Genomic DNA, 25265 nt, shown 5'->3' on the forward strand with positions numbered 1-25265 from the left:
GGGTGGAAACCCCACGAAAAGCAGGCGGGGGTGATTACCCTTTTGCGCGGTTGGAATTACTTCCAGCATATCTTGCACGGGTGGACCCTGGCCCAAAAATTTGTGTCCTAATCGTAGCCCTAAATTAGGGAAGGAGTTCGGCCTATCCGGAACGTTGCGGATTAGCTTCGTTGAGCTGGCTTGTTGTTAGGTTATGATTAATTATTATAGAACCTAAAGGCCGTAGCTACAAAGCAGACTACAGCAGTTTGGGCGATGAGGGCCTTTCAGGTTTCCGGTGCGCAGCATTGCGAGGTACGAGCAAAGGAAAGATGAGCAGCCCGAGTGACCAAACGGGGCCCCGCGGCCGGGAGCAAACTTAGGCAGATAAAATTAGTTAGCACTAGAGCATTGAAAGATGGAATCTTTCAAAAGATAGACAGAAAGACCAGGCTATTTATGGAGTATCGTTATGGAGCATTGGCATAATACCTAAATTATTTATCCTTTAGCGTAAATATTTATCTGGCAAACGGATAATATTCCTATCGGAATATTATCCAACCCTTATTTTACCTCCGGAACATAACGCAGGTAATTACAGGCTGAAATATTTACCATTCGCGGCAAAATCTATAAATTTGGTTAATTTATTTCGATCCCGGATTGTATGTCGGTAGTACAGGTTTTGCAGTTTATTTTGGTGGGTGGTGCGCTGCAAGGCTTGTTCCTGGCTTTTTTGCTGGCAACCCGACAGGCCAACCAATTGGCTAACCGCCTGCTGGCAAGCTTAATAATTTTAATTTCGTTTCAATCTATTTTAGTTGCCTTCGATACCCGCGAGTTTTTTCTGACTTTTCCGCACCTGAGTAAAGTTAGCTGGTTATTGCCTTTCCTTTTCGGCCCGCTCATTTACTTATTCACCCAAAAACTTACCCACGAGCAGCCCCAGTTTAAGCGGATCGACCTGGTACATTTTATTCCGTTTGGCCTCACCTTTATTTACCTGCTACCTTATTACTTAAAATCTCGTACCGAAAAAATAGCTTACCTCAACGATTTTGAATTAGCCCGGCAAGATGATTTTGGTTGGCTAGGTCAGGTTACGTTGTTCCTGATTCTTTTTTACTTAATGCTTTCGGCAGGAATATTAAAAAGATACGAACGCAAAATATTAGATACTTTTTCGGAGCTCGGGAAAATCCGGCTGCAGTGGCTGAAGCAATTTATTTATGCGCTGTTGATTATTTTGTTCTTAGCTACGGTGGCTTTCTACGCCAAAAAGTGGACCATACCGGTATTAACCGAAATTTACCATTACCACATTCACTATTGGTTTGTTATTATCCTGATTTACTGGATTGGCTACAAAACCCTGGCCTAGCCTCGCATTTTTACCGAAACCGCATCACAAATAAACCAGGACTTAGAGTTAGAATTAGCCCAAATACAACCCGAACCGGAAGCTATTTCGGTACCAGAATTATCCCCGGTGACCGGCCCACTGGATTTTAACCAAAACAAAAAATATCAAAAATTAATTTTAAAAGAAACAGAAAGCCAGGCTTATTTAGACCAACTGCTGGCCTTTATGGAAACCGAGAAGCCTTACCGCGAAAGCAATATTACCATTCAGGAATTAGCCGATAGTATTGGCCTGCCGAAACACCACCTCTCGCAGGTAATTAACGACCGGCTGGGTAAAAATTTTTACGATTTTATTAACCAGTACCGGGTAGCCGAGGCCCAACTAATGCTGGTTGATCCAAAGTACCGGCACCTGACCAACCTGGCGGTAGCCGAAGAAGCCGGTTTTAATTCCAAGGCTACTTTTAATGCCGTTTTCAAAAAACAAACGGGCCAAACCCCTTCGGAATACGTCCGGAACTATACCATACAAAACGTCTGAACTTAGCGGATTGGCTTTATTAAGCTATAAAAGAGGTCTGAACTTAGCGGGTAAGACGACAAGCCCCTTTTCAGAATTTAGTTTTGCAGTGTTCAATCAGTCTAAAACCATGAAAAAAATCAACCTCTTGAAACACTGTTTTTTCACCTCGCTGTTCTTGCTGGGCTCTTTTAAAAGCATAAGCCAGCCCGCCAAAACACCCATTGATCCGGCCAGGCAATTTACACCGGCAGAGTTGCAAGCCGACCTGAAACTGATGCGTACCATATTGGATGAATCGCATCCGGGCTTTTACCGCTATACGCCCAAAGCACGCTTCGATGTGCTATTCGACAGCATTGGCCAAACGCTGAACCAGCCCATGACGCAACACCAATTTTATGTAGCCGCCACGCCCATCATTGCCGCTCTAAAAGACGGTCATATAAAATATATGCCGCACGTGCGCCCGCACTGGCAATATTATTACAACCTAAATCAATTGTTTCCGCTGGAATTATATTTTACCAACCAGCAAGCGCACTTGGTACGTAACCTTGCTGGCTCAGAAAATATACCTTTGGGAGCCGAAATAACGGCCATAAACGGGCAACCCATAGCCGCAATAATTCAGAAGTTGCTACCCACCGTATATTTTGCCGATGGTAACAGCCAGGCCGTAAAATACCAGTCTTTAGATAAGTTTTTTCCGTTTTATTACGGCACCTACATAGGGGCATCTGCCAACTATACTATTTCTTACCGCGACCGCAGTTCCGCCGAAACAAAAATTGTGCAAGTGCCCGCTATTACCTTGGCTACTATTCAGCAACTCGAAAAGGAAAAAGAAAACCAGAAGCCCAAGCAGTTACCTATTCGGCTGGAGTATAAAGACAACAGCACCGCTTTATTAACCATCGACCATTTTAATATTTATAAAAACGAAATGGACGTAAAGGAATATTTAAAAGATACTTTCTGGCAAATAAATGCCAAAAATATTCAGCACCTGATTATAGATGTACGCGGCAACGAGGGCGGCGTGGACCGTTGGGGAGCCCTGCTCTACGCTTACCTCACCCAAAAGCCTTTCCGGTATTACAACCAATTAAAAGTAGCGCAAAAGAAGAAATACAGCTTTGCCGAACACATTGCCTGGGTACCCAAAATGTTTCCGTTTTACCGGCGTTTCCTGATTACAAAAACCAAAGATGGGAGCTATACCTTTTCTTTTAAAAAGACCTTAAAAGAACAAAAACCCCAAAAGCATCCTTTTAAAGGCGATGTATATATTTTAACCGATGGTTACAGTTTTTCGGTAACATCGGAGTTTGCCGCCATTGCGCACCACCATAAGCGGGCAACTTTTGTGGGCCGGGAAACCGGCGGTGGTTATTACGGCAACACCAGCGGCTTTTTTGTAGTAGCGGTACTGCCGCATACCGGCATAGAACTGGCCGTTCCGCAGTGGGGTTATCACATGGCAGTTTCGGGCTACCCTTACCCGGACCGGGGTGTGCTACCCGATTACCCGGTTGCTCCTAGCATCGACGATGTGCTGCAAAAACGCGACGCGGAACTGGCGTTTACCCTGGATTTAATCCGGAAGAAAAAGACTTCTTCTGCTGCTAAAAAGTAAAAATAAGGCTCCGGGTTATGTATACCCGGAGCCTTATTTTTAAGCATATTTTTAATAAGCTAATATTCCTGAGTTAAATGCTTTACCCACCATCGGCAACTTCTCTTTGATTATATTTTTCTCAGGTTAATATTTTCAGCTGCGACTATATTATTTCTATTCCCTTTAGAATCTAATATCATAACAAATTTTCCAATTTAAATTTTATGACGTATGTTTACGACATACATCAAAGATAACTAGTTTTAATAGATGACTTATTCCAAAGCAACTGCTTTTACCGCCGAAGAACAGCAACTGGCCACCTTAGCCAAAGCGCTTTCGCACCCGGCCCGGATTGCTATTATTAAGTTGCTGGCTCAGCAAAAAACCTGTATTTCCGGCGACATTGCCCAGGATTTGCCTTTAAGCCGCACCACCGTGTCGCAGCATTTACAGGAATTAAAGGCTATTGGTCTGATAAAAGGCGAAATAGATGGCTTAAAAGTTTGCTATTGCCTTAATCCCGAAATGATGAAACAGGGAAAGACCCAGTTCGACGCGTTATTTACGCTGGCTCTGAAATCCTGCGACTGCTGTTAAATTAAAGAGAAATAAATATTATGCGAATAGCTTTATTCAGTGACATTCACGCCAATTTACCGGCGCTGGAAGCCGTACTGGCCGACATGGAAGCCCGAAATTTAGATGTTATTTATTGTTTGGGCGACCTGGTAGGTTATGCTCCCTGGCCCAACGAAGTGGTAGCCGAAATCCGGAAGAGAAAAATACCCACCATAGCGGGCAATTACGACGAAGGTATTGGCCTGATGAGCAATAATTGCGGTTGCGCTTACAAAACCGATCAGGATAAATCTTTGGGAGCCGTATCAATCGGGTTTACCAACAACCTTATTTCGGAAGAAAACCGGCAATATTTACGGATGCTGCCCCGCCATATCCGGCTTACCTTCCTCGACGACTCCAAAGAAGAAAATAAAATTGAAGCGCTGCTGGTACACGGCAGTCCCCGCAAAATAAACGAATATTTATTTGAAGATCGGCCCGAGAAAAGCTTTTTAAGATTATTAGAGGAAGCAAACGCCGATATTTTATTTTTTGGCCATACCCACAAACCTTTCCACCGGGCGCTGCCTTACGAGCACGAAGGTCAGACCCGCTACCGGCACGCCATCAATATTGGTTCCGTAGGCAAACCTAAAGACGGTGATACCCGCGCCTGTTACGCGGTGCTGGAAATAACCCCCACCACCAAATTAACCCAACCCAACAGCCTGCGGGTTGAGTTTGTACGGGTAGCTTACGATAATGAAAGAGCAGCCCAGGCTATAGAAGAAAGCCCGCTTCCTAATGAATTTGCGGATATGCTGCGGAAAGCTTACTAAAAAAATGATGAGTCAGGGTAATATTCAAAAAAGAAAAAGATTATCGCTCCTGGACCGGTTTTTAACCGTCTGGATATTTGCCGGCATGGGCGCGGGCGTGTTGGTGGGCTATGTTTTTCCGCAGAGCGAAGCTTTTATTAATTCCTTTCAGGTAGGCACCGTAAACCTGCCTATTGCCATTGGGTTAATCTTAATGATGTACCCGCCTTTGGCCAAAGTAAAGTACGAACAATTAGGCCGGGTTTTCGAAAACGTGAAAGTTATTACCTTATCGTTGGTGCTGAACTGGCTGATTGGCCCGGTTTTAATGTTTCTTCTGGCCATAATTTTCCTGCACGATTACCCCGAGTACATGGTGGGCATTATTTTAATTGGCCTGGCCCGCTGTATTGCTATGGTTTTGGTTTGGAACGAACTGGCCGAAGGCGACCGGGAATATGCGGCCGGTTTGGTTGCTTTTAACAGTATTTTCCAGGTAATTTTTTACAGCGTATTTGCCTATTTATTTATTACGGTGCTGCCTACCTGGTTTGGCCTGGAAGGCAAAGTGGTAGATATAAGTATGGGCCAGATTGCCGAAAACGTTTTAATTTATTTAGGTATTCCGTTTTTGCTAGGCTTTTTGTCGCGGTTTATTTTGCGCCGGATAAAAGGAAATGATTGGTACGAACAAAAATTTATTCCGGCCATTAGCCCCATCACCTTGGTTGCTTTGCTATTTACCATTGTGGTCATGTTCAGCCTCAAAGGCAATTTAATTGTACGCATACCGCTAGATGTGATTAGGATAGCGATTCCGTTGGTCATTTATTTTGCCGTGATGTTTGTAGTAAGCATTTATATGGGCAAAGCCTTGGGGGCTAATTACGCACAGAATGCTTCGGTAGCTTTTACGGCTACCGGCAATAATTTTGAACTGGCCATTGCAGTGGCTATTGGGGTTTTTGGTTTAAATTCCGGACAAGCTTTTGCCGGCGTAGTAGGGCCCTTAATTGAAGTACCCGCTTTAATTTTGCTGGTAAACTTTGCTTACTGGTTCCGGAAAAAATATTATAAACAGAAACCAACCCTAGAAACTACTGCGCATCTGGAGCAAGCTTAAAAGTATATTTAGGCCAATAAAAGCCTTGTATAAACTTGCCATTAGAACGCAAGCGTACTGAACTTAAACAAAATAGCCTGTTAATATTAACAGGCTATTTTGTTTAAGCTGAAGAAAAAACCGGGCTGGGCAAAAAGCATTTCCGATTTATAAATATTATTAATTACCGGGTAGTTACAATTTGCTGTTGTTTCAACCAAGCGTAAATCTCTTCTATATCTGCTTTATTACAAAGTTCCGAGCCGGGTGTCATGGTGGTGGCGGTGCCAGCTGCTACGCCGTATTTTATTACTTCGCACAACGGCCAGCCTTGCGCTAAGGTAAAAACCATGCCTGCTACCATGCTATCGCCGGCACCAACGGTACTTTTGGGTTTAATTTCGGGCGGGGCTACATACTCAATCTGGTCTTTGGTTACCAGCATCGCGCCTTGGGCTCCCATCGATACCACCATTACTTCGCACATGCCATCGCGTACCAGTTGCTGGGCAAAGCCTTCCCGTTCGTGTTCTTCCAAGCTTTCTTTACCCGCCAGTTTAGCCAACTCCGAAATATTGGGTTTAAGCAGGTATACCCCAATACCGGCCGCTTTTTTCAGGGCTTCGCCGGAAGTATCTAATATTAATTTCGCACCCATATTTTTGGCAATGGTGGCTACCCGGGCATAATAATCGTTGGGTACGCCCCGGGGCAAACTGCCACTGGCCACAATATATTCGGGTTTAGGCGAGGTCTTTTCTAATTTAATGAGGGAGTATTTCCATTCTTCTTCCGGAATTTCGGAGCCGGGCATGCCAAAACGGTATTGCCGGTCAGTGGTTCTTTCGGTAACAGCAAAATTTTCGCGGGTCCATTTAATAGAAGGAATTGGAATATGGGTGAGGCCTTCTTTATCTAAGAGTTGGCAAAGCACATTGCCCGTGGAACCACCGGCCAAGTAATAGGCTAAAGAATCGCCGCCCATCCGTTTAATTGCCCGCGACACATTAATGCCGCCGCCACCTGGTTCAAAAATAGGGGCATCACAGCGCAATTTATTGTCGGGCGATAATTCGTCTACGTACGTACTTTTATCTACGGCTGGGTTTATGGTAAGCGTAACAATTTTCATCTAAAAAGAAATTTAGCAGAACGCCGGCAATTTAAAGTAAATATTCAATTCTAACTAACACAAAATTATCCAAATAGCAGACAGATTTTGCCGAAACCGTTCCGGTTAAAGAAATAAAATGTAGTTTTTAGTTGGTTTAACAGAGCAGCAACAATTATAACAGTTTTATAATCAATAAATTAGCAATACTACCACCCTACAACGCAGGAGCGGCCACCATTGTTGGGGAAATGCCTATAAATATTATTTTGGCTGATACTTAATAAGCAGCAGTATGGGTTAAGTAAAATTATCTGTTTCTTTTGCTTTCAGGGGTTTTGGCAGGTAAAATAAACCAGTGCAGGTTATTTTACTTAAATTAATTTACGTGTAAATACAGTTTATTGCATCCAGCGCGGACAAATGGCTTTACTGGTGTTAAATAACTTAAGCCCAATTATTATTTCGTGCGAGCCGGTATTAGCAATATTTAGGTTAGAGGTATTAAAATCGTAGGCATACCCAACATCCATAATATGGCTAATATTAATGCCGCCCATCGCCGAAACAGCATCATCTTTCCGGTAAGAGGCACCAGCCCAAACCCGATCGGCGTACACCGCTTTTAAGTTTACATCTACCGAAACCGGGCTAGGACTAGCCAGCTTAACCATAACCGAAGGAATAACGTCGAAATTAGGTGTAACCCTGATTTTGTAGCCGCCGGTAACAAAGAAGTGCCGCTGCAAACGAGCCCCGCCATTGCCGTCGCCTTCGGCAGAATTTAAATCGCGCCGGTTTTTAATTAATTGTGCGCCCGATAAGCCCACAAAAAAAGTTTCGGAATAAAGCCAGGTACCTAAGCCCAAATCAAAATAAGTGTTGTTTATATAATCGCTGTTAATGCTGGGGTCGAAAGGATTGGTAAAAGTAGCTTCCTGGGGGTTAAAACTCCGGGTTAATACGCCTGCCGTTACACCCGTGGAAATACTTACCTTGGTACTCAGCGGCAAATGATAGGCATAAGAACCGGTAAAATTAGATTGGCGCAAAGGTCCGGTTTTATCGGTTAAGGCGGTAATACCAAAGCCGTGGTGTGCATATGGGGTCGAGAACCGGTTCCGGTTTACGGTACGGGTGCTGCCAATACCCCGGCCCCGGTTCCGGACCCGGGTAGCTTGCTTGCCTACCGGCATGTGGGCACTCACGTAGTAAGTAACCGGAGCACCTTCCAAGCCCACCCACTGCTGCCGGTGACCAAAGCGCACATCGGCGTAATCTTCAATACCGGTTAAAGCGGGGTTGAGTAAATAATTATTCATCATGTACTGGCTGTACTGTGGCCGCTGCTGGGCCAGCGCCGAACCAAAAGCAACCAGTAAAAAAGCTACTAAACTTAAATATTTCTTCATAAAAGCTTATCGAATGATGGTGATCGAGCCAGATATTGGTTTGGAAATATTATCTAGCCGGATGATGTAATAATAAGTAGCGAGCGGCAAAATACTACCTTTATGCGTGCCGTCCCAAGGTTGCCGGTACCCCACATCTGATTTAAACACCGGGTTGCCCCAGCGGTTAAATACTTCTACCGTAGCGTTCGGAAAATTCTCAATATTCTTAATCTCCCAGGTATCGTTAATATTATCGCCGTTCGGGCTAAAAGTATTTACCACCACTACCCGCGGTATAACGGTTATGGTTATTTCATCGGTAGCGGTACAGCCGTCTTCGGTAGTAACGGTTACGGTATAGGTAGTGGTTTTAGTAGGCGTAGCAATGGGTGTGGCCACATTCGGGTCGTTCAGGCCGGTAGCCGGTGACCAGACATACGTGGTACCTCCGGTAGCCCGCAACCCGAAAGGCTGCCCTTCTATAATGGTGGTATCGCGGCCGGCATCGGCGCTAATAGAAGTAACCGTAACTTTAACCGGGGTGCGGGTAGCGCTTACACATTGGTTGTTATTGGTTGCCTGCACATAATAGGTAATATTGCTAGTAAGCACCGGCGTAACAAATACCGGCTCAAAAGAAACCGGATTGCCGCCGGTTTCAGCAGTAAACCACTGGTAAGTACCCCCATTGGTGCTGGTTACACGCAAAGTAGCCGAAGTACCCGCACATATTGTAACATCAGAAGCTTCTACGGTAGGCGCGGCCGGTAATTTATCTACTGTTACAGCTACTACATTAGATATTACTGGCGGGCAGGTGGAGCCGGCAACACTTACCGTGCGGCGGTACCAGGTATTCTGTACAATAGAACTAGGGGTATAATCTTTGCCGTTGTTGGTACCAATAGCCGGGTTAAAACCAGCACTGGCACTGGTTACGCTGCTCTCCCAAAGGTAAACCAGGTTACCGCTGCCACCCGTAGCTAAAGATCCGGTTAACACCGGCACGGCTCCTTCACATACCACGGTTTTAGCCGCCGTAATGGTATTATTTTCGATGGCCGGCACTATGGTAATGGTTATGGCTTCACTTACCAGCGGTTCGCAGGAGCCCGAAGTAACGGTGCGCCGGAAATAAGTGGTTTGGGTTAAGTTGCCGGGGTTATAAGTAATGCCGGTATTTGTGCCCGCCGCCGGACCAAAGCCATCGGTAGCGCTGGTGGTGCTACTTTCCCAGAGGTACGTATAGGTGCCGGTTCCCCCAGTTGGCGTAGAACCGGTTAAAGCAGTTGGCGCAGCATTACCACAAATAGTCTGGGACGAGCCAATGGTATTCTGAGCCAGGGCCGGCGCTACCGTTATGACAATAACATTAGAATTGCCGGTGCACCCGGCCGAAGTTACCTGTCGCCGGTACCAGGTGGTTTGGTTAATAGGCCCCGGTTCTAAATTTTCTTCGTTGTTGATTACCGGCGTACCGTTTGCCCCGGTTACCGGTGCAAAGTCGGTTGCATTAGCGCCGGTGGTGCTGCTTTCCCAAATAATAGCATAATCTACGCCGTTGCCGCCAGTTGGCCGCGAACCAATTAAAGTAGCAGGCGCGCTGCCAGCACAAACAGTCTGATTTTGAGTAATGGTATTTGTAGCAATAACAGGCACTACGGTAATTTCTACTGCAGCACTGGTATCGGGTTTGCAGGAAGTAGCACGAACCATCCGGCGGAACCAGGTAGTTTGGGTAAGGGCAGTTGGTGTATAACCAGAACCATTATTTACGCCAGGAGCTACGGTAAAACCGGTGGTAGCACTAGTTGTACTTCTTAACCAGGTATAGCTAAAATTACCATTAGCACCACTCGGCTGCGTGCCGGTAAGCGGTGCAGGAGTAGCCCCAACACAAATAGATTGCGGTGCCTGAATGGTATTATTCTGGATCGGGGGCAGTACATTTAAGGTAAATACCCCGCGTTCGCTGCTTTCGCAACCATTTAAAACTGCCGCAATGTAGTAAGTAACCGAATTGGTAACTGCATTAATTGGGTAAGCAGTAGTGTCGCTGGCAACGGGGCTACCGCCCGTAGCAGTAGTGTAAAAATTAAATCTGACCGAACCGTTAGGCGTGGGGGTGATAACGTAGTTTTCGCCGCCGCAAAGGGTAACACTGCCATCGGCTGGCTTAGATGGACGGGCTGTAATGGTAATGGTAGCCGGTGGCCGCTGATTCGCCCCCGGTGCATCCTGCGAACGCTCACATTCGTTAGCAAAATTAGCCGCTACAGTATAAGTACCCGGTCCCGGAAAGGTAATTTTCGGATTTTGAATATTGGGGTTATCGACCGTAGCGCCGCCCGTAACTACCCACTGAATGGTGCTGGGGTCTATGGTGCCTAAATTCGGATCAAACTGGGCCAATTCGTTTCCCATAATAACCTGTGGCACACCGGGGTCGGCACATAAATCGCGGCCTTGTATCTGTACTTCCGGATAAACAATCAACACCGATTCTTCCTGCACATATTTACCGTCCTCATCAAAATCATCATCCGGGTTTTCCGGGTCGTAAGGATCAATGGGGCCAACCGGATCGCTGGGATCAACGCAGGCGTTACTAACGGTAAGTTTAATCATATACCGGCCCTTTTCGTTGAATTGAAACACCGGGTTTTTGGTAGTATCCGAAGTGCCTTCGATAAACGAAAAATTAACCGGGCCGCCGGGTTGGGTATTGGTTACTTCCCATTTATAAGTTAAACCGCCACCCGTCGATTCATTTTTTATTTCTACCCGTACCGGTACGCCGCATAAAGGCGAAGGAAACTGCGGTTCTATCCGTTCTTTCTTCTCTACACTAAAAACTGCTTTGGGGTCTTTACCTACGCTAAACGGAATATTTACTACTGCCGGACAAACATTCGGGTCGGTACTTAGGGCGGTAATGGTAATCGGGTAATTTCCTTCCTTGTTATAAGGCGTGGCATTACTAATGGTAGTGCTGCCGGTAAACTGCGCTAATGTATAATTATTTACCTCGCCGTTACCCCAATCTACCTGGTAACCGCTTATACCGGTGGTGCTGGTATTGGGGTTGGTTAAAGTTGCGGTTACCGAAATATTCTGGACAGTATCGGCCACACAAACATTAGCGCTGTTATTTATATTGTTTTTAACCGTTGGGGGCGTAAAGGCTACCTGGGGTTTAACCGTTACGGTTTGGGGTGCCGAATCATAAACGCAAAGCCCCTTTACCCGCCGGACCGATACTGTAAAATTTGCCGAACCAGTTCCAGTATGGTTATAAGCGTAAGTAACCTTACTGCCATTAGCGGTTAATTTTGAATCGGGGGTAGTAGTTCCGTCCCCAAAATTCCAGCTATACGTTTCATCGTTCGCCGGACTTAAATTTATAACCTCAAAAGTAATGGCTGTACCGGAACAAGCATTGTTGGGGCTGAATTGCAGAACCGGAACGGGATCTAAACATTGGGCCTTTAACAGAGACGAACTGCACAGGAGCACCAGCGTTATGAGTAAAAAATTTCGAAGACTGAGCACGGAGTAGAATTTGATAATCAAATAATATATTAATTTAAATTAAACAGAATAACCACGCAGGCAAAGTTTGCGAAAATATTACCTTCTTAGAGTTGTTTAAGTAATAAAACTACTCCTTTACCATAGCTGCTATCATTTACTTATCGCAAAAAACTGCAAAATATTGTAGGCCCAAACCAGCAATTATTATTTTGGAACCAAGTATTTTTTGTACGCTGGTAAGGTACCCGGAAAAGGTCTAAAAATAAAGTATTATCTCTTTACCAGCAACATTAATAAAGCACGATTGTTTTGTACGAAACAAAAACAAAATGGCTATAAAAAATACGCGCTGTTAAGCAACGGGCTCTGGTACTAGGGGTGTTTTAAACTGAATGGTAAAAGCAGTGATACCACTTTCATCGGTTTCGAGGAAGAAAGGAAAATTATGATTCAGGAGAATATCGCGGATCATGGTGAGGCCAATACCCTGGCCATTTTTTTTGGTGCTGAAAAAAGGGGTAAATAATTGCTGCCGCACCGCTTCCGGAATGCCTTCGCCGTTATCCGAAATAATTAAGCAAGGTGGTTGCAACTGCGTTTTTACGCTAATATAGCCATCGGCATCTACAGCTTCCATCGAGTTTTTGGCAATATTGATGAGAACCTGTTCCAGTTGCTGGGTATCCGCTTGGATAAATAATGGTTCGGGAGCCAGGTGCCATTGCCAGGAGATATTCCGTTGTTCCAGTTGGGGTTGCATCAGGCGGTAAACGCCCTGCAATAATTGGTGTAAGTCGCAGGGCTGGCGGCGGGGAGATGGCAAGCGCACCATAGTAGCAAAGTTGGCCATAAAGCTAGCCAGGTTTTTATTCCGTTCAATCGAAACCTCCAGCGCTTCTTCGTAATCGTCCCGCAAATCTTCCTGCAACTGGGGGGCGTAACCTTTAACCGAATTTAAAATAGAATTAATAGCGCCGATGGAATTATTCACCTCGTGCGACATCATCCGGATTATTTTTTCGTAGGCGTACTTTTCTTTTTTGATAATATCCTCGGTAAGTTCTTCGAGCATGATAAAATAGCGCGGAAAACCTTTATCAATAAAATAAGCTTTATGGCCACGGTACGTATGAATGCCGTTGATGTGAAAAATGCGCGATTGTCCTTCTTCCAGGGTGCTTAACTCGGTACGCCATTGGCCGGGTAAATCTTCCAGCTTTTTACCCAGCAAGGCGGGCATGGGCACCTGCAGCCAGGCTTTGGCCGCCGGATTTACCTGCTGAATATACCCGTCGTAATCGAGCATGATAATACCGGAAGGCGAAGCCTGTATTAAACGCTCCAGCAAATATTGCTTTTCGTTCTGACTTACCCGCTCCTGCCGCAATTGCTCCATCATCAGGTTATACACCTCAATAAGCTGGTCAACTTCGGGCTGACCGGTTTTCAGGAACTTAACCGTAAAATCTTTTTCTTTGATTGATTCAATGCCGGCTGCAATTAAATTTAAGGGTCGCACAAAAGCCCGGTAAATTTGGAACGTAATTACCAGCGAAACCACAATCAGGGCTTCGGCTGCCAGAAATAATAATTTATCTGTCAGCAGGAAATGGTAAGTCAGAATCAGCAGCGTGGCGTGAACCACCACGGCAAACAAAATAAATTTAATCCGCAGCGTCATAAGGAATATTAAACTTATCGAGGCGCCGGTATAAAGCGCCGCGGCTCACGCCCAAAGCTTTAGCTACTTTGCTAACGTTGTGGTCGTAAAACTCCATCGACTTGCGGATCATGGTGGCCTCCATTTCTTCTAAGGTCATCGAGCCAACGGCCGGCATACTTTTTTTATCAGCTTTTTTGGGCGTATGCTGCAGGTAAGCCTGGAAATCTTCGGGTTCCAGCACGTTTTTTCCTGAAATCAGTACCGTCCGCTCTACCAGATTTTTCAACTCCCGGATATTGCCCGGCAGCGGCAATTGCTTCAGCCAGTTCAAAGCTTTGGTAGTTACGGTTAGTTCGTGGCGATTATAAGTCTTTTTGAGGTTATCAATGAAATAATTAACCAGCAGCGGAATATCGCCGGGGCGTTCGCGCAAAGCCGGTAGTTTAACCGTAATTAAATTAATCCGGTAAAATAAATCTTCGCGGAAGCGGTTATCTTCCACCATGTCTTCGAGGCTGCGGTTGGTAGCGCTCACTACCCGAATATCGAGTTTGCGCGGCCGGCTATCGCCAAGTACTTCGTAGGTGCGGTCCTGCAATACCCGCAACAGTTTTACCTGGCTGTTCATATCCAGTTCACCGATCTCGTCCAGAAAAATGCTGCCTTTGTTCGCCATTTCAAAACGGCCCACCCGGTCGCCTTTGGCATCGGTAAAAGCGCCGCGCTTGTGGCCAAACATTTCGCTCTCGAACAAGCTCTGCGAAATGCCGCCCAAGTTTACTTTTACAAAAGGCTGATTTTTCCGCAAACTGTTCAGGTGAATAGCCTCGGCAATTAATTCTTTACCGGTACCGCTTTCCCCTTCAATCAGAACGGAGGCATCGGTAGCGCTTATTTGCCCGATGTTGCGCAGAATAGCCAGGAAAGCCGGGTCTTCGCCAATAATTTTACTGAAATTATACTGCTTATCGAGTTGTTTGCGGCTTAGGCTGGTGCTATCAGATGTTTGTTCCTGGCCGCCGAGTTTTAGGGCGGTTTCTACTTGCTGCAATAAATATTCGTTGCTCCAGGGCTTGGTAATAAAATCGAAGGCGCCAGCTTTTATGCCTTCTACGGCGAGGGCAATGGTGCCCCAGCCGGTTATTAATATGACCGGTACCTGCGGAACCAGCTTTTTCAGTTGCTGTAATAAATCTAAACCATCCTGCCCCGACGTATCGAGCGAGAAGTTCATATCCATGATGACCGCCTCCAGTAAATGCGCCTCCTCCTTCACAGTTTTAAGCGCTTCTCGGGCGTTGCCGGCATTGGCCGTTTTGTAGCCGGCTTGCTTTAAAAGCAAACTGAGCGAGGTCCGTACGGCAATATCATCGTCGATTATGAGAATCATGGGGTAAGGGAGAAACTAAATAAATATATGAAATTTGGTGCCGTAATTCAGTAGTTTTAACTAACAAAAATACTGTTTATTGAAGAATATTGTAGCTTTTCAAGTTTAACAACGATTAACAATTCTCTTGGCTTTTAAAGCTTTTCTTTTGAAAGATTCCATCTTTCAATGTCCAGGTGCTAACTAGCTTTACAATCCTAAGTTTGCTCCCGGCCGCGGGGCCCCGTTTGGTCATTCGGGCTGTCTAAGCTTGTTTTCCTCCTATCGTCGGAATGCTGCGCACCACAACCTTAGAAGGCCCTCATTACCCAAACTGACGTCGATTGCTTCGTAGCTGCTGCCATTCTTTTTCTAACTTTAGCATATATTTTAAGAAATGGCTATTCTATAATCTTCAGACTGTACTTAACCGTTGTCAGGGCTCCCCGCCTATTTTAGGAGGGGCCGGGGGTGGTAAAACCACTACTAACAATTCAGCCATTTAACCATTCAACAATTAATCTACTCCTCGTGTAAAGCAGTAGCGGGCGTAATAGAAGCCGCTTGCTGACTGGGATACGCGGCACAACCGGCTGCTAAAAGGTAAATAACCAGTACCGAACCCAAAATAGCCGCTACGTAAACGCCGGTTTGCACGCCAAACACTTGTAATAACGGGAATTGCAAGGCTATAATAATGCCGATGATAATGCCAAAGGTGGCCAGTACCAGTACCTCCCCGATAAATTGCCGGTAAACCTGACCGGAGGCAGCCCCAACGGCCCGGCGTAAACCAATTTCGGAGATGCGGCGGTTAATATTATACCACAGCACGCCAAACAAACCCAAGGCCACATTCAGAATTAAGAAGCCGCAAACCACCGAGAAAATAACGAGCGGAATTAAGGTTATTTTATTGTCGGAAGTCCGCATTTCGTTCATGGTTTTTATTTCGATGGTCCAGCCCTGGGCAATTTGGGAAGCTTGTTTCATGAGCTTTTCTTCGAAAGCTCGCGTAACGCCCGGCTTTACCCGAATCATGAGGTTATCCAGGGTTCCGCCGGCGGTGCCATTGCTGGCGTAATCGGTATTCAGGTACTCAAAGTAGCCGGGTTTATCAGACGAATATTCGCCTTTTTGCCGGAAAATTTCGACTACGCCTACTATTTTTCGGTCCGGATTATCTTTCTCCCGGATTACCTTGCCCACCGGATTTTCATCCGGGAATATTTCGTTTCTGAGCGCCTGATTAATGATAATGGCTTTGGTGCCGGCGGCATTATCTTCGGTAGTAAACCAGCGGCCGGCAGCCACATCTACTTGCATTACCTCGGCAAAATCCTTATCCACCGTAAACCAATCGGCCATGGTAAACCGGTTATTGTAATTAAAGCCGGTGTTGCTGGTATTCATAGTATACGGAATATTGGATGCCGCCAAAGCCACCTGGGCTACTTCGGGGTTGGATTTGAGTTGCTGTTTTAAACGATATTGAATGTTCCGGACTTCTTCGGGTTTTTCCTGGTTCCAGCGCATGTTCATGACCCAAACTCTATCGTACTCGAAGCCAAGGGGCTTCCGGTAGTTATCGAGGTAAAAAAAGGCCAGGCTCAATACGCCAAACAGCACAATAAAAGAAAAGAATATTTCGGTAATCATCAGGAAGTTACTTTTCTTCCGGTTCCAGATTAAGGTAAACAAATGGCGTATCATACTTGGCCTCCTTTCAGCGCCTGCACGGCTTGTAATTTAGACATTTTATAGGCCGGGTAAACCCCGGAAATAAACCCGAATATTAAACTCAATCCCAGGCCAATACCAAACACGCGAATATTCAGGCCCAACTGCGCGTAAGGAATTAAACCGCTATCGGCAATAATCTCCAGCACCAGCGCCGAAAGCAAAAAGCCAAGAAGCCCGCCAATGAGGGTTAAGAAAATATTCTCGACTAAGAACTGCCCGATGAGCGTGTTGGAAGAAGCCCCGAAAGCCTTGCGCACCCCAATCTCGGAAGAGCGCTCCATAATCCGGCTTACGTTAATATTTACCAGGTTAATGGTGGGCATCAGCATAAATAAAAATACTACCACCGAAATAATGGCGATAAATTTACCCATCCCGGAATTTTCGCCGTCGCCTAACAATTGCCGCACAATGGTACCTTCCAAAATGCTTTCGGTGTGGCTGTAAAATTTATCGAACTCTTTGGGGTTGGGCAGCTTTACCTGTTTTACAATGCTCTGGTATTCTTCTTTTATTTTCGGAATATCGGCCTTGGAATCGGCTAATATAATCGCCATGTAACTACCGGTTAAACCAGTATCGTCTTTATTATAAGGAGCGGTAGAAAGCGGCACCCAAATATTGGCGTAAGAGTTAAACCGGGAATACGACACGTCTTCTACCACGCCGGTAACGCGGTACCGGATACCATCGGCTACCATATATTTACCCACGGCGCTTACGTTCGGTCCGAAATATTGGTCGCGGGCATGATCGGTAATTACCGCTACCCGGTTCGCATTTTTCTGATCTTGCTGGTTAAACGGTTGCCCTTCCAGGAAATTAAAATCCAGCACTTCCCAGAAATTAGCGTCGGTAAACTTTAAATCGAGCGATAGTCTTTTATTGTTTACATAACTGTTTACCCCCCGAAAAGTAGTGGTTACCGAAATTTTCTCCGGGGTTTTCAGTCGCTTTACATAATGGTTCATGTAATAGTAACTGGGGAAAGTATTCATGTTGCCGCTCTTGCCGGTCATTTTAATAAAATTAACGAAGAGCATGCGGTCGAGGCGTTTCTCGGGCGTAGCCGGACCAGTTACGTGGTCGATCATGGCTGTAGCCACCATCAGAATCATAAGCGTAAAGCTGATTCCGAATAAGCTGATGAAAGTAAAGAACTTCCGCCGAAGCAATACTTTCCAGGCTATTTTGAGGTAATTCTGTAGCATTTTTCTAGTTGTTAGCTATTAATTATTAGCGATTAGCTTTTGGTTTAACAATCCGGATTAAAAGCTAATTTAATTCGGGTTTTTGCCAGCCTTAACTGATTTTAGTTAGTTTCATCACCTGCTGCATTTTCACGAGCAGGAAACGCTGGCCATTTTCTTCTACAAATTCTATCTCGGCGCCGGAGCCCTTCATGTAAAATTTGGTCTCGCTGGTAGCAGTAAATTCGGTTTTTTCCTGGTCGCCGGGCGCCAAAGCATACAGCTTATTATTTTCCACCGAAATGGTTACCTGGAAATTATCGTCCAGTTGGTACACGCCCGCGTATTTTTTCAGAACTTCAGCGGCAACCGTCATTTCTTTCTGCTGCTTCGGCTGATTATCTGTCTTGGGTGCACTTGCCTGAGCTATAGCCAATACTGACATAAATGGGATTAACAAGAATATTAAAATCAAGCTTTTCATAGTTTTAAGATTTTAGGTGTTAGATTATTAGCGTTAAGAATTAATATTTGGATAATTTAAAAACAACCACCCCCAGCCCCTCCTAAACTTAGGCGGGGAGCTTCCCCCGATTAAAATTATTGGTTAGTTCAACCTGTTATTCAGGCAATCTCCTTAATCTTTTCTGATAATTATTTCGGGAGAATTGACCATTGGTTCTTTTGGAAAGTTTTTACCCGAACAACGATTAACGAAAAACGAACAACGATTAAGAAACCTGGCTGCCGTCAAATAAGCGGATGAGGCGTTCGGTTTTTTTGGCCATCAGTTCGTCGTGGGTTACCATTACGATGGTGGTTTGCTCTTCTTCGTTTAGCCGCAGTAGTATGTCCATTATTTCGTTGCCCATCACGCTGTCGAGGTTACCCGTAGGCTCATCGGCCAGGATTATTTCGGGCTGACCAGCCAAAGCCCGCGCAATGGCTACCCGTTGCCGCTGCCCACCGGAAAGTTGGTTGGGAAAATGTTTGGTGCGGGCGCTTAAGCCCACTTTCTCCAGGGCGGCTAAAGCTCGCTTCCGCCGATCGCTACCCGACAGTTGCCGGTAAAGTAAGGGCAGTTCTACATTATCAACCACCGATAAATCGTTGATGAGGTGATAGCTCTGGAAAACAAACCCAATTTTCTCGTTCCGGAGGCGAGCCAATACTTTATCGGAGTAAGACTTAACAGAGGCGCCATCAATTTCTATGGTGCCGCTACTGGGTTCATCCAGCAAGCCCATAATATTTAAAAGCGTACTTTTGCCACAACCCGAAGGCCCCATAATCGACACAAACTCACCTTTACGAATGGCAATATTTATATTGTGTAGGGCTACGGTCTCAATGGTTTTGGTCTGATACACTTTTTCAATATCGGTTAGTTTAATCACCGTTTTTTGGTGATGCGGGGGAGTGTCTACTGAAGCGTTGTTGGTGGCCAGGGGATTTAGGGTATAATTATTCATAGCGTTATTTTAACTAATCTAGATTAATGGGTTTATTATTTTCGAAATCGTATAAAGTAAGCGTGCGCAGGTTATAATAAGCAGTCCAGAAATCGCGTAAGGAAGAAACATAAGCCCGCTTGGCCTGGTCTTTTTCCAACGCCGCAATATTTAAATCGGTAATGCTGATTTTACCAATTAAATAAGTGGCTTTGGTAATTTCGTAGCGTTCCTGCGCTATCTGGTCGGCCTGGGCACTGAGGTTTAAGCGCTCGCGCAGCATCTGAAACTGGTTTACCTGGGTGGTTACGGCCTGCTCGAAAGTGGCAACATCCTGCTCCACGGTATACTGCGCCAGTTGCTGATTTATTTCGGCCGTTTTAATTGTTGCCCGCTGCTTGCCCCAATCCATAATCGGAATATCGAACCCGATACGCACCCGCTGCTGGTCGATGGGCCGCAGGTAGCTATCTGTAAAGGAATCGGCCTGGTTGGTTAAGCCGTAGGTGGCAAATAAATTGGCGTTGAGGCCGTTTTTGCCTTTAGCATACGCTACTTCCTGCTCGGCTTGCAATATTTTGCGCTTAAAACTAATGGCTTCTTTGCGGTTTTTGCGGGCTTCGGCCAGCGCCAATTCTTCATCAATAATTAAAGCCGGTACATTCGCGGGGTTTTCCAATTCCAGCAGTTCGTCGCCGGTGTAACCAATGTAGGTACGCAGTTTCAGGCTGGCGTTGCGGGCATCTAAACTGGCCTGGGCCTGGGCTACTTTGGCATTCATTAAACTCAGTTGCAGTTGCAGCAAATCGTTGCGCGATACTTTACCTAACCGGAATTTTTCTTCGGCAATCTTGTAAATCGCTTCGTTGTTTTCCAGGTTTTTCTGGGCAATTTCGGCGTTTACCTGTTGCAGCAATAAATCAAAAAAACGTTCGGTAGCGGTTAGCGAAATAACTTCCCGGTCTTCTACGTATTTTTTGAGCGATTCTTCGTAGCGCAGCGGTTCAATTTTTTTGTTCCAGGCTAGCGCATTATAACCAAATAAGGGCTGCGAAATACCAATAATGGCCGGGTTACTGTTGTAACTCTTCTGGTTCCGGTCAAAATCATCGAACCGTTGCACCTGCGACCGCACAAAAAGCTCGCCGCCGGTAAGTCCAATGCCTTGGCTCAGACTCAGGTTTAAAGCCGAATTATTAATAGCCACCTGCCGGAAAGCCGTGGTACCGTCGGGCTGAATAACCGGGCTAATGGTGCGGCTGAAATCGGGCAAAGTACCATCCAGGGCCAGTTGCGGTTTGTAACCGGCTTTGTAAGTACGGAATTGCCAATAATTATTTTCTTTATTCGCCGCGGCCTGTTTCGCCCAGATTGATTCCCGTAAAGCCAGGGTAATTACCTGTTCCAAAGTAAGCCGCTTAGCAACTTCAATATTTTGAGCCAGACCAACTTGGCTTATCAGCCAGAACAGGAAGAAAAGGTGTATTTTTTTCATCTTATTTTTCCTGTTTTAATTTTTTAGCCCAATTTCCGAAAGGTGGCTGTACTCTTTCATATCCGACACGATTACCTCTTCGCCAGGCGCTATTTCATCTTTCAGTTCCACAAAATCGAAGTTGCTTTCGCCAATCTGCACGGTACGGCGCACCGCTTTATCGCCTTGCACCACAAATACTGGCTGGTTGTGGGCTCCATTAAAGAAAGGTCCGTTTTTAACCCGCACCACCTTATCCTTGAAAGAAGTAATGGCATAAACCTCTACCCGCAGGCTGGGCCGCAACAACGGATGATTTTTCTGGTCGAGCTGCACAAAAAAAGTCACAATACCATTAGCCACGGTTGGCTCAATGGCCGAAACCATGCCGCGAATATCCGTATCGTTTACCCGCACAATAACGGGGCCGCCGGGCCGCAACTGATCGGCATAGGCATCGGAAATGCTGGCTTTTACTTTAAAACTGCTGAGGTCGGCCACCCGGGCAATTATGTCGCCTTTGTTAACGCTGGCGCCAATTTCGGTATTTACCCAGGTTACTACGCCCGGTTTGCCGGCGGTTACTTCGGCCTGACTGATGGTACGCTGCAATTCCTGAATATCGCGGGCCTGCATGTCCATTTCAAAACCCAGTTCTTTCAAATCTGCTTGCATAGCCAGTTTTTTATTCTGAATCTGGTCCTGTAATAGTTTTAATTCGAGTTGCGCAACTTGTAAGTTCAGTTCGGCTTGGCGGGTATTTTCGGGGGTACCACCACCAATTTTTAATAAATACCGTTCATCGGCCACCACCGACTCCAGGCTTTTTACCCGCATTTTCTTAATATTATATTGCGCTTGTAAATCGTTCAGGTCTTTTTGGAGTTCGATGCGCAGTTTGGTGGCTTTGTTTTGTTTTAACTGCTGCTCGTCTTTCAGTTTATTAAAGGAGGTAAGGGTAGATTCTTTATCAAGCTCCAGCACGGATTCGCCGGCATTTATTTTTTCACCGGGCTGGCGCAACACTTTCTGAATACGGGCCGGAATAGGGCTGGAAATTATTTCTTCGGTTTCCGGCACAATAACGCCGGAGGCCGTAATAGTAGCTTCGATGGGGCCAACGGTAGCTACGGCCGTAATAATAGATTCTTTGCTTACTGTAGGTTTTAGCACCAGGCGCAAACCAAAAAAACTGAGCGCCACCACCAGCACCACCAGCCCAACCCTGGTGTAAACTTTTAGCTTATTTTCTTTCTTTTTTGCAGCGGATAATTCCCGGTCCATGGCAGCAGCAACTTATAGTAGTGTTGCTTTATTTAGCCAAGGAATATGCCAATATTTAATATGTTTATTTACAATTACTTATGCTAATTTACGCAAAATAAAAGTGTCCAGATCTGGACAGGGTGATCGGAAATAGAAGACAAAATAAAACGCACTTCCTTGTTGCCAAAGACGTGCGTTTGCGTGCAAATATTAAATCTATTTATATACTTTGTTCAGCGATATAAGCTTGGAAATAATCAGGCTTATGTTACGTAGTTTATGCGTTAGCTTATAAAGTTTTTCGCTCGAATCTTGCAAATCGGCTGCTTGCCCCGCCGCATATTCGTTTTTGGCGCGGATTACTTTTTTAATATCCGCTTCAATCTTTCTTCTGTAAGAATAAAGACTGTAATATAAATAACCAACTTCCATCTCTTTCATGTCCGTGCCCCGCATACTTTCCCTGCTTTTTTATCTCTTATTACAATTTACTAATCACATATAAATACCTAAGTATTTTTACCTACAGGTGTAAAATACGTAAAATCAAGTGTGTAGTTATAGCAAACTTGCATTTTTCAGACAAAAAACTTCTTTCTTATAAATATTTTATCCGCCCAATAAAAGCCAGCTTCAAATATTATTTATCTTATTATAGCTACTTTAAATATACTTCTTAGTTGTTATTTAAGTTGCGCAACTAAAACTTAAGAATATTTAAAGTACAACTTCTGCTTATTTACACATTAATAATATTCAAGTCTGGCAAATGGAATATTTTTTAGAAATAGCTTAATATTGTTTTTATACCAGTAGCAGCATACGCTTAAGCAAAGCTACCCAATTCTAAAATTTAAATAAGCCTAAAAATAGAAGCTATACACATAAGTATCTACCCACATGGGCTAATTACCTTATATTGCGCTATAGTTAAATAATATGCAACCCGCATTAAACAGGCAACTACCTGGTTAATAAGTAGCCGCTTTATAAAAAACAGCCTATATAAAATTAATAAAATATTTAATTAAAACAGGATTATCTTTTTTATAGAATAATTTTCTAAAATCTGGAGCAATCTCTTTTTTATTTTATTTTTTTATTCCTACTTTAGCTGCACGAAATATTGTGTTTTTACCTGATTTGGTAACCACCTAAAAATATAACAGATGATAAAACTTTACTCATGAATGTAGCATTTAAGATTTTTATTGTGTCCAATGATGTCCGGTATAGTAATATCCTGGAACATCAGCTATCACTCAATCCGGATTACCGGATAAAAAAAATGCTTTCTACCCAAGCTTGCTTATCATCTCTATCCGAAGAACCTGCGGTAGTGGTTATTGATTATGCCTTGCCCGACAAGAAAGCCGTTCCGTTGCTGCAAACCATTAAAAACCATAACGCGGCCATTCAGGTTATTTTTATCTCGGAGCAGGAAGATTTACAACTAGCCGTTGATTTATTAAAAATGGGGGCTTCGGATTATATTGTTAAAAACAGCGAAACAAAAGAAAAGCTCTGGAATTCGGTTATTAATATTCGTAAAAAGCCCACGCAAAAATCCGAAGCTAACCTTACCCAGGACCTGAGCAAATCGTTAATTGGAGAAAGCGATGCCATTAAACGTATTTATACACTCATTGAAAAAGCTGCCAAAACCAATATTACGGTTTCGATAACCGGCGAAACCGGTACGGGCAAAGAATTAGTGGCCAAGGCTATTCATAATTTTAGTGCGCGCCGCCAAAAGCCTTACGTGGTGGTAAACGTTGCGGCCATTCCCAAGCAATTACTCGAAAGTGAGCTCTTTGGCCACGAAAAAGGTACTTTTACGGGTGCTTTAAACCGCCGGATTGGCAAATTTGAAGAAGCCCACCAGGGTACGCTCTTTTTAGACGAAATTGCCGAACTGGATATTGACTTACAAGCCAAGTTGCTGCGGGTGTTACAGGAAAAAGAAATTACCCGCTTGGGTGGTTCAGGCACTATTCCGGTAGATGTGCGCATTGTGGTTGCCACCCACAAAAACTTAATGGACGAAGTTAAAAAAGGCAATTTCCGCGAAGACTTGTATTACCGCTTATTGGGGTTGCCCATTGCTTTGGCGCCGTTGCGCGAACGCGGTAAAGATGTAATATTACTGGCCAAACATTTTATTAGTGCTTTCTGCGCCGACAACCAGTATCAACGAAAAACGCTTTCGAACGAGGCCCAGCAATTAATATTATCGTACCCTTTCCCGGGCAATATTCGCGAACTAAGAGCGGTTATAGAACTGGCCGTTGTAATGTCGGAGAGCGATACCATTCAGAAAAACGACATTACCCTGAATGCTTCCGAATCGATTGAAAATTTACTGGTACAAGAACTAACCCTAAAAGATTACACCAAACGCATTATTCAGCATTTTCTGAACAAAAACAAAGGCAATATTTTAGCTACTGCTAAAAAACTGGATATTGGCAAATCTACCATTTACAAGATGGTGCAAGACCAGGAACTACAGATTAATTATTAGACCTTCAGCTAAATGCTTTTACCATCCCTTTCCAAAATCTGGAAAGGGATTTTTTTTGTGCATCCGGATTCCGGTTTAACCGTTAGAAATTATCGGTTAAAAATAATGGTTATACTTTTTCCAAGTAGCTAATGCGGTATTATTTTTTATATACTAACCACTTTAAAATCAACGCAATAGCCTTTACCATTTACAACATTATTGCGCTTCACCTTCTGGCTACGCAAAAGCATTAGCAACGCTTACCATTAAACCAGAAATCAACTAACAGCGATATTTAAATTGAAATAATAGCTGCGGCTTAACAGAATATTTTCTGATGCTTTTCATTTAATAAAAGCTCACCAATATTCCGGGCTTTATGGCGATGCAAGTAGATAACTTGGTTTCTGCCACAATTTATTACTTCTTTTTTCCACTAAGCAATGGTTTAGTTAAAGTTCCCAGCCTCCAATAACTGCTTACTTTATATCTAATACCAAAATATAAACCTTTTTATAATAACTTGACTTACATAGCCTTTATGTGCGTTAATAAAATATTTTTAGCCCTTTGTTATTTGAATACAAATAAC

19 protein-coding genes are annotated in these 25265 nt (G+C 44.4%); 7 read left to right on the top strand and 12 right to left on the bottom strand.

The features are described from left to right. The first annotated feature begins 649 nt into the window (after nt 1-649). The 6 genes from F0145_RS12835 (at nt 650) to arsB (ending at nt 5993) form a co-directional block, all read left to right on the top strand. On the top strand, nt 650-1363 hold the full coding sequence (locus F0145_RS12835; RefSeq protein WP_150088820.1) for a hypothetical protein: 714 nt from the start codon (nt 650-652) through the stop codon (nt 1361-1363). Nucleotides 1364-1471: 108 nt separating this feature from the next. Then, nucleotides 1472-1888: a helix-turn-helix domain-containing protein gene (locus F0145_RS12840; protein ID WP_150088821.1), complete on the top strand. Its 417-nt coding sequence runs from the start codon at nt 1472-1474 to the stop codon at nt 1886-1888. Between the two features lie 109 nt (nt 1889-1997). After that, nucleotides 1998-3506, top strand: coding sequence for a S41 family peptidase (locus F0145_RS12845; protein WP_190277540.1), 1509 nt, complete (start codon nt 1998-2000; stop codon nt 3504-3506). A gap of 252 nt (nt 3507-3758) precedes the next feature. Further along, a complete protein-coding gene (locus F0145_RS12850; protein WP_150088823.1) occupies nt 3759-4088 on the top strand; it encodes an ArsR/SmtB family transcription factor in 330 nt (109 codons plus the stop codon). Nucleotides 4089-4108: 20 nt separating this feature from the next. Beyond that, the gene (locus tag F0145_RS12855) at nt 4109-4891 is read left to right on the top strand and encodes a metallophosphoesterase family protein (RefSeq protein ID WP_150088824.1); all 783 of its coding nucleotides are present in this window, start codon (nt 4109-4111) and stop codon (nt 4889-4891) included. Nucleotides 4892-4895: 4 nt separating this feature from the next. After that, nucleotides 4896-5993, top strand: coding sequence for an ACR3 family arsenite efflux transporter (arsB, locus tag F0145_RS12860; RefSeq protein ID WP_150088825.1), 1098 nt, complete (start codon nt 4896-4898; stop codon nt 5991-5993). A 163-nt stretch (nt 5994-6156) separates the two neighbouring features. On the opposite strand, the gene F0145_RS12865 is transcribed toward arsB, so the two are convergent. The 12 genes from F0145_RS12865 to F0145_RS12920 all read right to left on the bottom strand — a co-directional run bounded on the left by F0145_RS12865 (nt 6157) and on the right by F0145_RS12920 (nt 22623). Then, a complete protein-coding gene (locus F0145_RS12865; RefSeq protein WP_150088826.1) occupies nt 6157-7104 on the bottom strand; it encodes a 1-phosphofructokinase family hexose kinase in 948 nt (315 codons plus the stop codon). Nucleotides 7105-7484: 380 nt separating this feature from the next. Then, nucleotides 7485-8495, bottom strand: coding sequence for a PorP/SprF family type IX secretion system membrane protein (locus tag F0145_RS12870; RefSeq protein ID WP_150088827.1), 1011 nt, complete (start codon nt 8493-8495; stop codon nt 7485-7487). A 6-nt stretch (nt 8496-8501) separates the two neighbouring features. Further along, nucleotides 8502-12029 (bottom strand): Ig-like domain-containing protein, encoded by a 3528-nt coding sequence (locus tag F0145_RS12875; RefSeq protein WP_150088828.1) that lies wholly within the window; start codon nt 12027-12029, stop codon nt 8502-8504. Between the two features lie 334 nt (nt 12030-12363). After that, a complete protein-coding gene (locus tag F0145_RS12880; RefSeq protein ID WP_150088829.1) occupies nt 12364-13692 on the bottom strand; it encodes a sensor histidine kinase in 1329 nt (442 codons plus the stop codon). Beyond that, on the bottom strand, nt 13676-15064 hold the full coding sequence (locus F0145_RS12885; protein WP_150088830.1) for a sigma-54-dependent transcriptional regulator: 1389 nt from the start codon (nt 15062-15064) through the stop codon (nt 13676-13678). Before F0145_RS12885 ends, F0145_RS12880 begins: the two co-directional genes overlap by 17 nt. A 501-nt stretch (nt 15065-15565) precedes the next feature. Continuing rightward, nucleotides 15566-16756 (bottom strand): ABC transporter permease, encoded by a 1191-nt coding sequence (locus tag F0145_RS12890; protein WP_150088831.1) that lies wholly within the window; start codon nt 16754-16756, stop codon nt 15566-15568. Continuing rightward, the gene (locus F0145_RS12895; protein ID WP_150088832.1) at nt 16753-17997 is read right to left on the bottom strand and encodes an ABC transporter permease; all 1245 of its coding nucleotides are present in this window, start codon (nt 17995-17997) and stop codon (nt 16753-16755) included. The genes F0145_RS12890 and F0145_RS12895 overlap by 4 nt, the downstream gene beginning before the upstream one ends. Before the next feature lie 91 nt (nt 17998-18088). Beyond that, nucleotides 18089-18460 carry a DUF3471 domain-containing protein gene (locus F0145_RS12900; protein WP_150088833.1) on the bottom strand — a complete coding sequence of 124 codons (372 nt, stop codon included), beginning with the start codon at nt 18458-18460 and terminating at the stop codon, nt 18089-18091. A 247-nt stretch (nt 18461-18707) separates the two neighbouring features. Next, on the bottom strand, nt 18708-19373 hold the full coding sequence (locus F0145_RS12905; protein ID WP_150088966.1) for an ABC transporter ATP-binding protein: 666 nt from the start codon (nt 19371-19373) through the stop codon (nt 18708-18710). Nucleotides 19374-19461: 88 nt separating this feature from the next. Then, complete coding sequence (locus F0145_RS12910; protein WP_150088834.1) at nt 19462-20922, bottom strand: TolC family protein; 1461 nt, start codon at nt 20920-20922, stop codon at nt 19462-19464. A gap of 15 nt (nt 20923-20937) precedes the next feature. Then, complete coding sequence (locus tag F0145_RS12915) at nt 20938-22185, bottom strand: efflux RND transporter periplasmic adaptor subunit (RefSeq protein ID WP_150088835.1); 1248 nt, start codon at nt 22183-22185, stop codon at nt 20938-20940. A 198-nt stretch (nt 22186-22383) separates the two neighbouring features. Beyond that, nucleotides 22384-22623, bottom strand: a complete 240-nt coding sequence (locus tag F0145_RS12920) for a hypothetical protein (protein WP_150088836.1) — start codon at nt 22621-22623, stop codon at nt 22384-22386. Between the two features lie 730 nt (nt 22624-23353). Here F0145_RS12920 and F0145_RS12925 point away from each other — a divergent pair. Continuing rightward, nucleotides 23354-24691 carry a sigma-54-dependent transcriptional regulator gene (locus F0145_RS12925; RefSeq protein ID WP_150088837.1) on the top strand — a complete coding sequence of 446 codons (1338 nt, stop codon included), beginning with the start codon at nt 23354-23356 and terminating at the stop codon, nt 24689-24691. The last annotated feature ends 574 nt before the right edge of the window (nt 24692-25265 follow it).

Source organism: Adhaeribacter rhizoryzae (genome assembly GCF_008629685.1).
GTDB classification, from domain to species: Bacteria; Bacteroidota; Bacteroidia; order Cytophagales; family Hymenobacteraceae; genus Adhaeribacter; species Adhaeribacter rhizoryzae.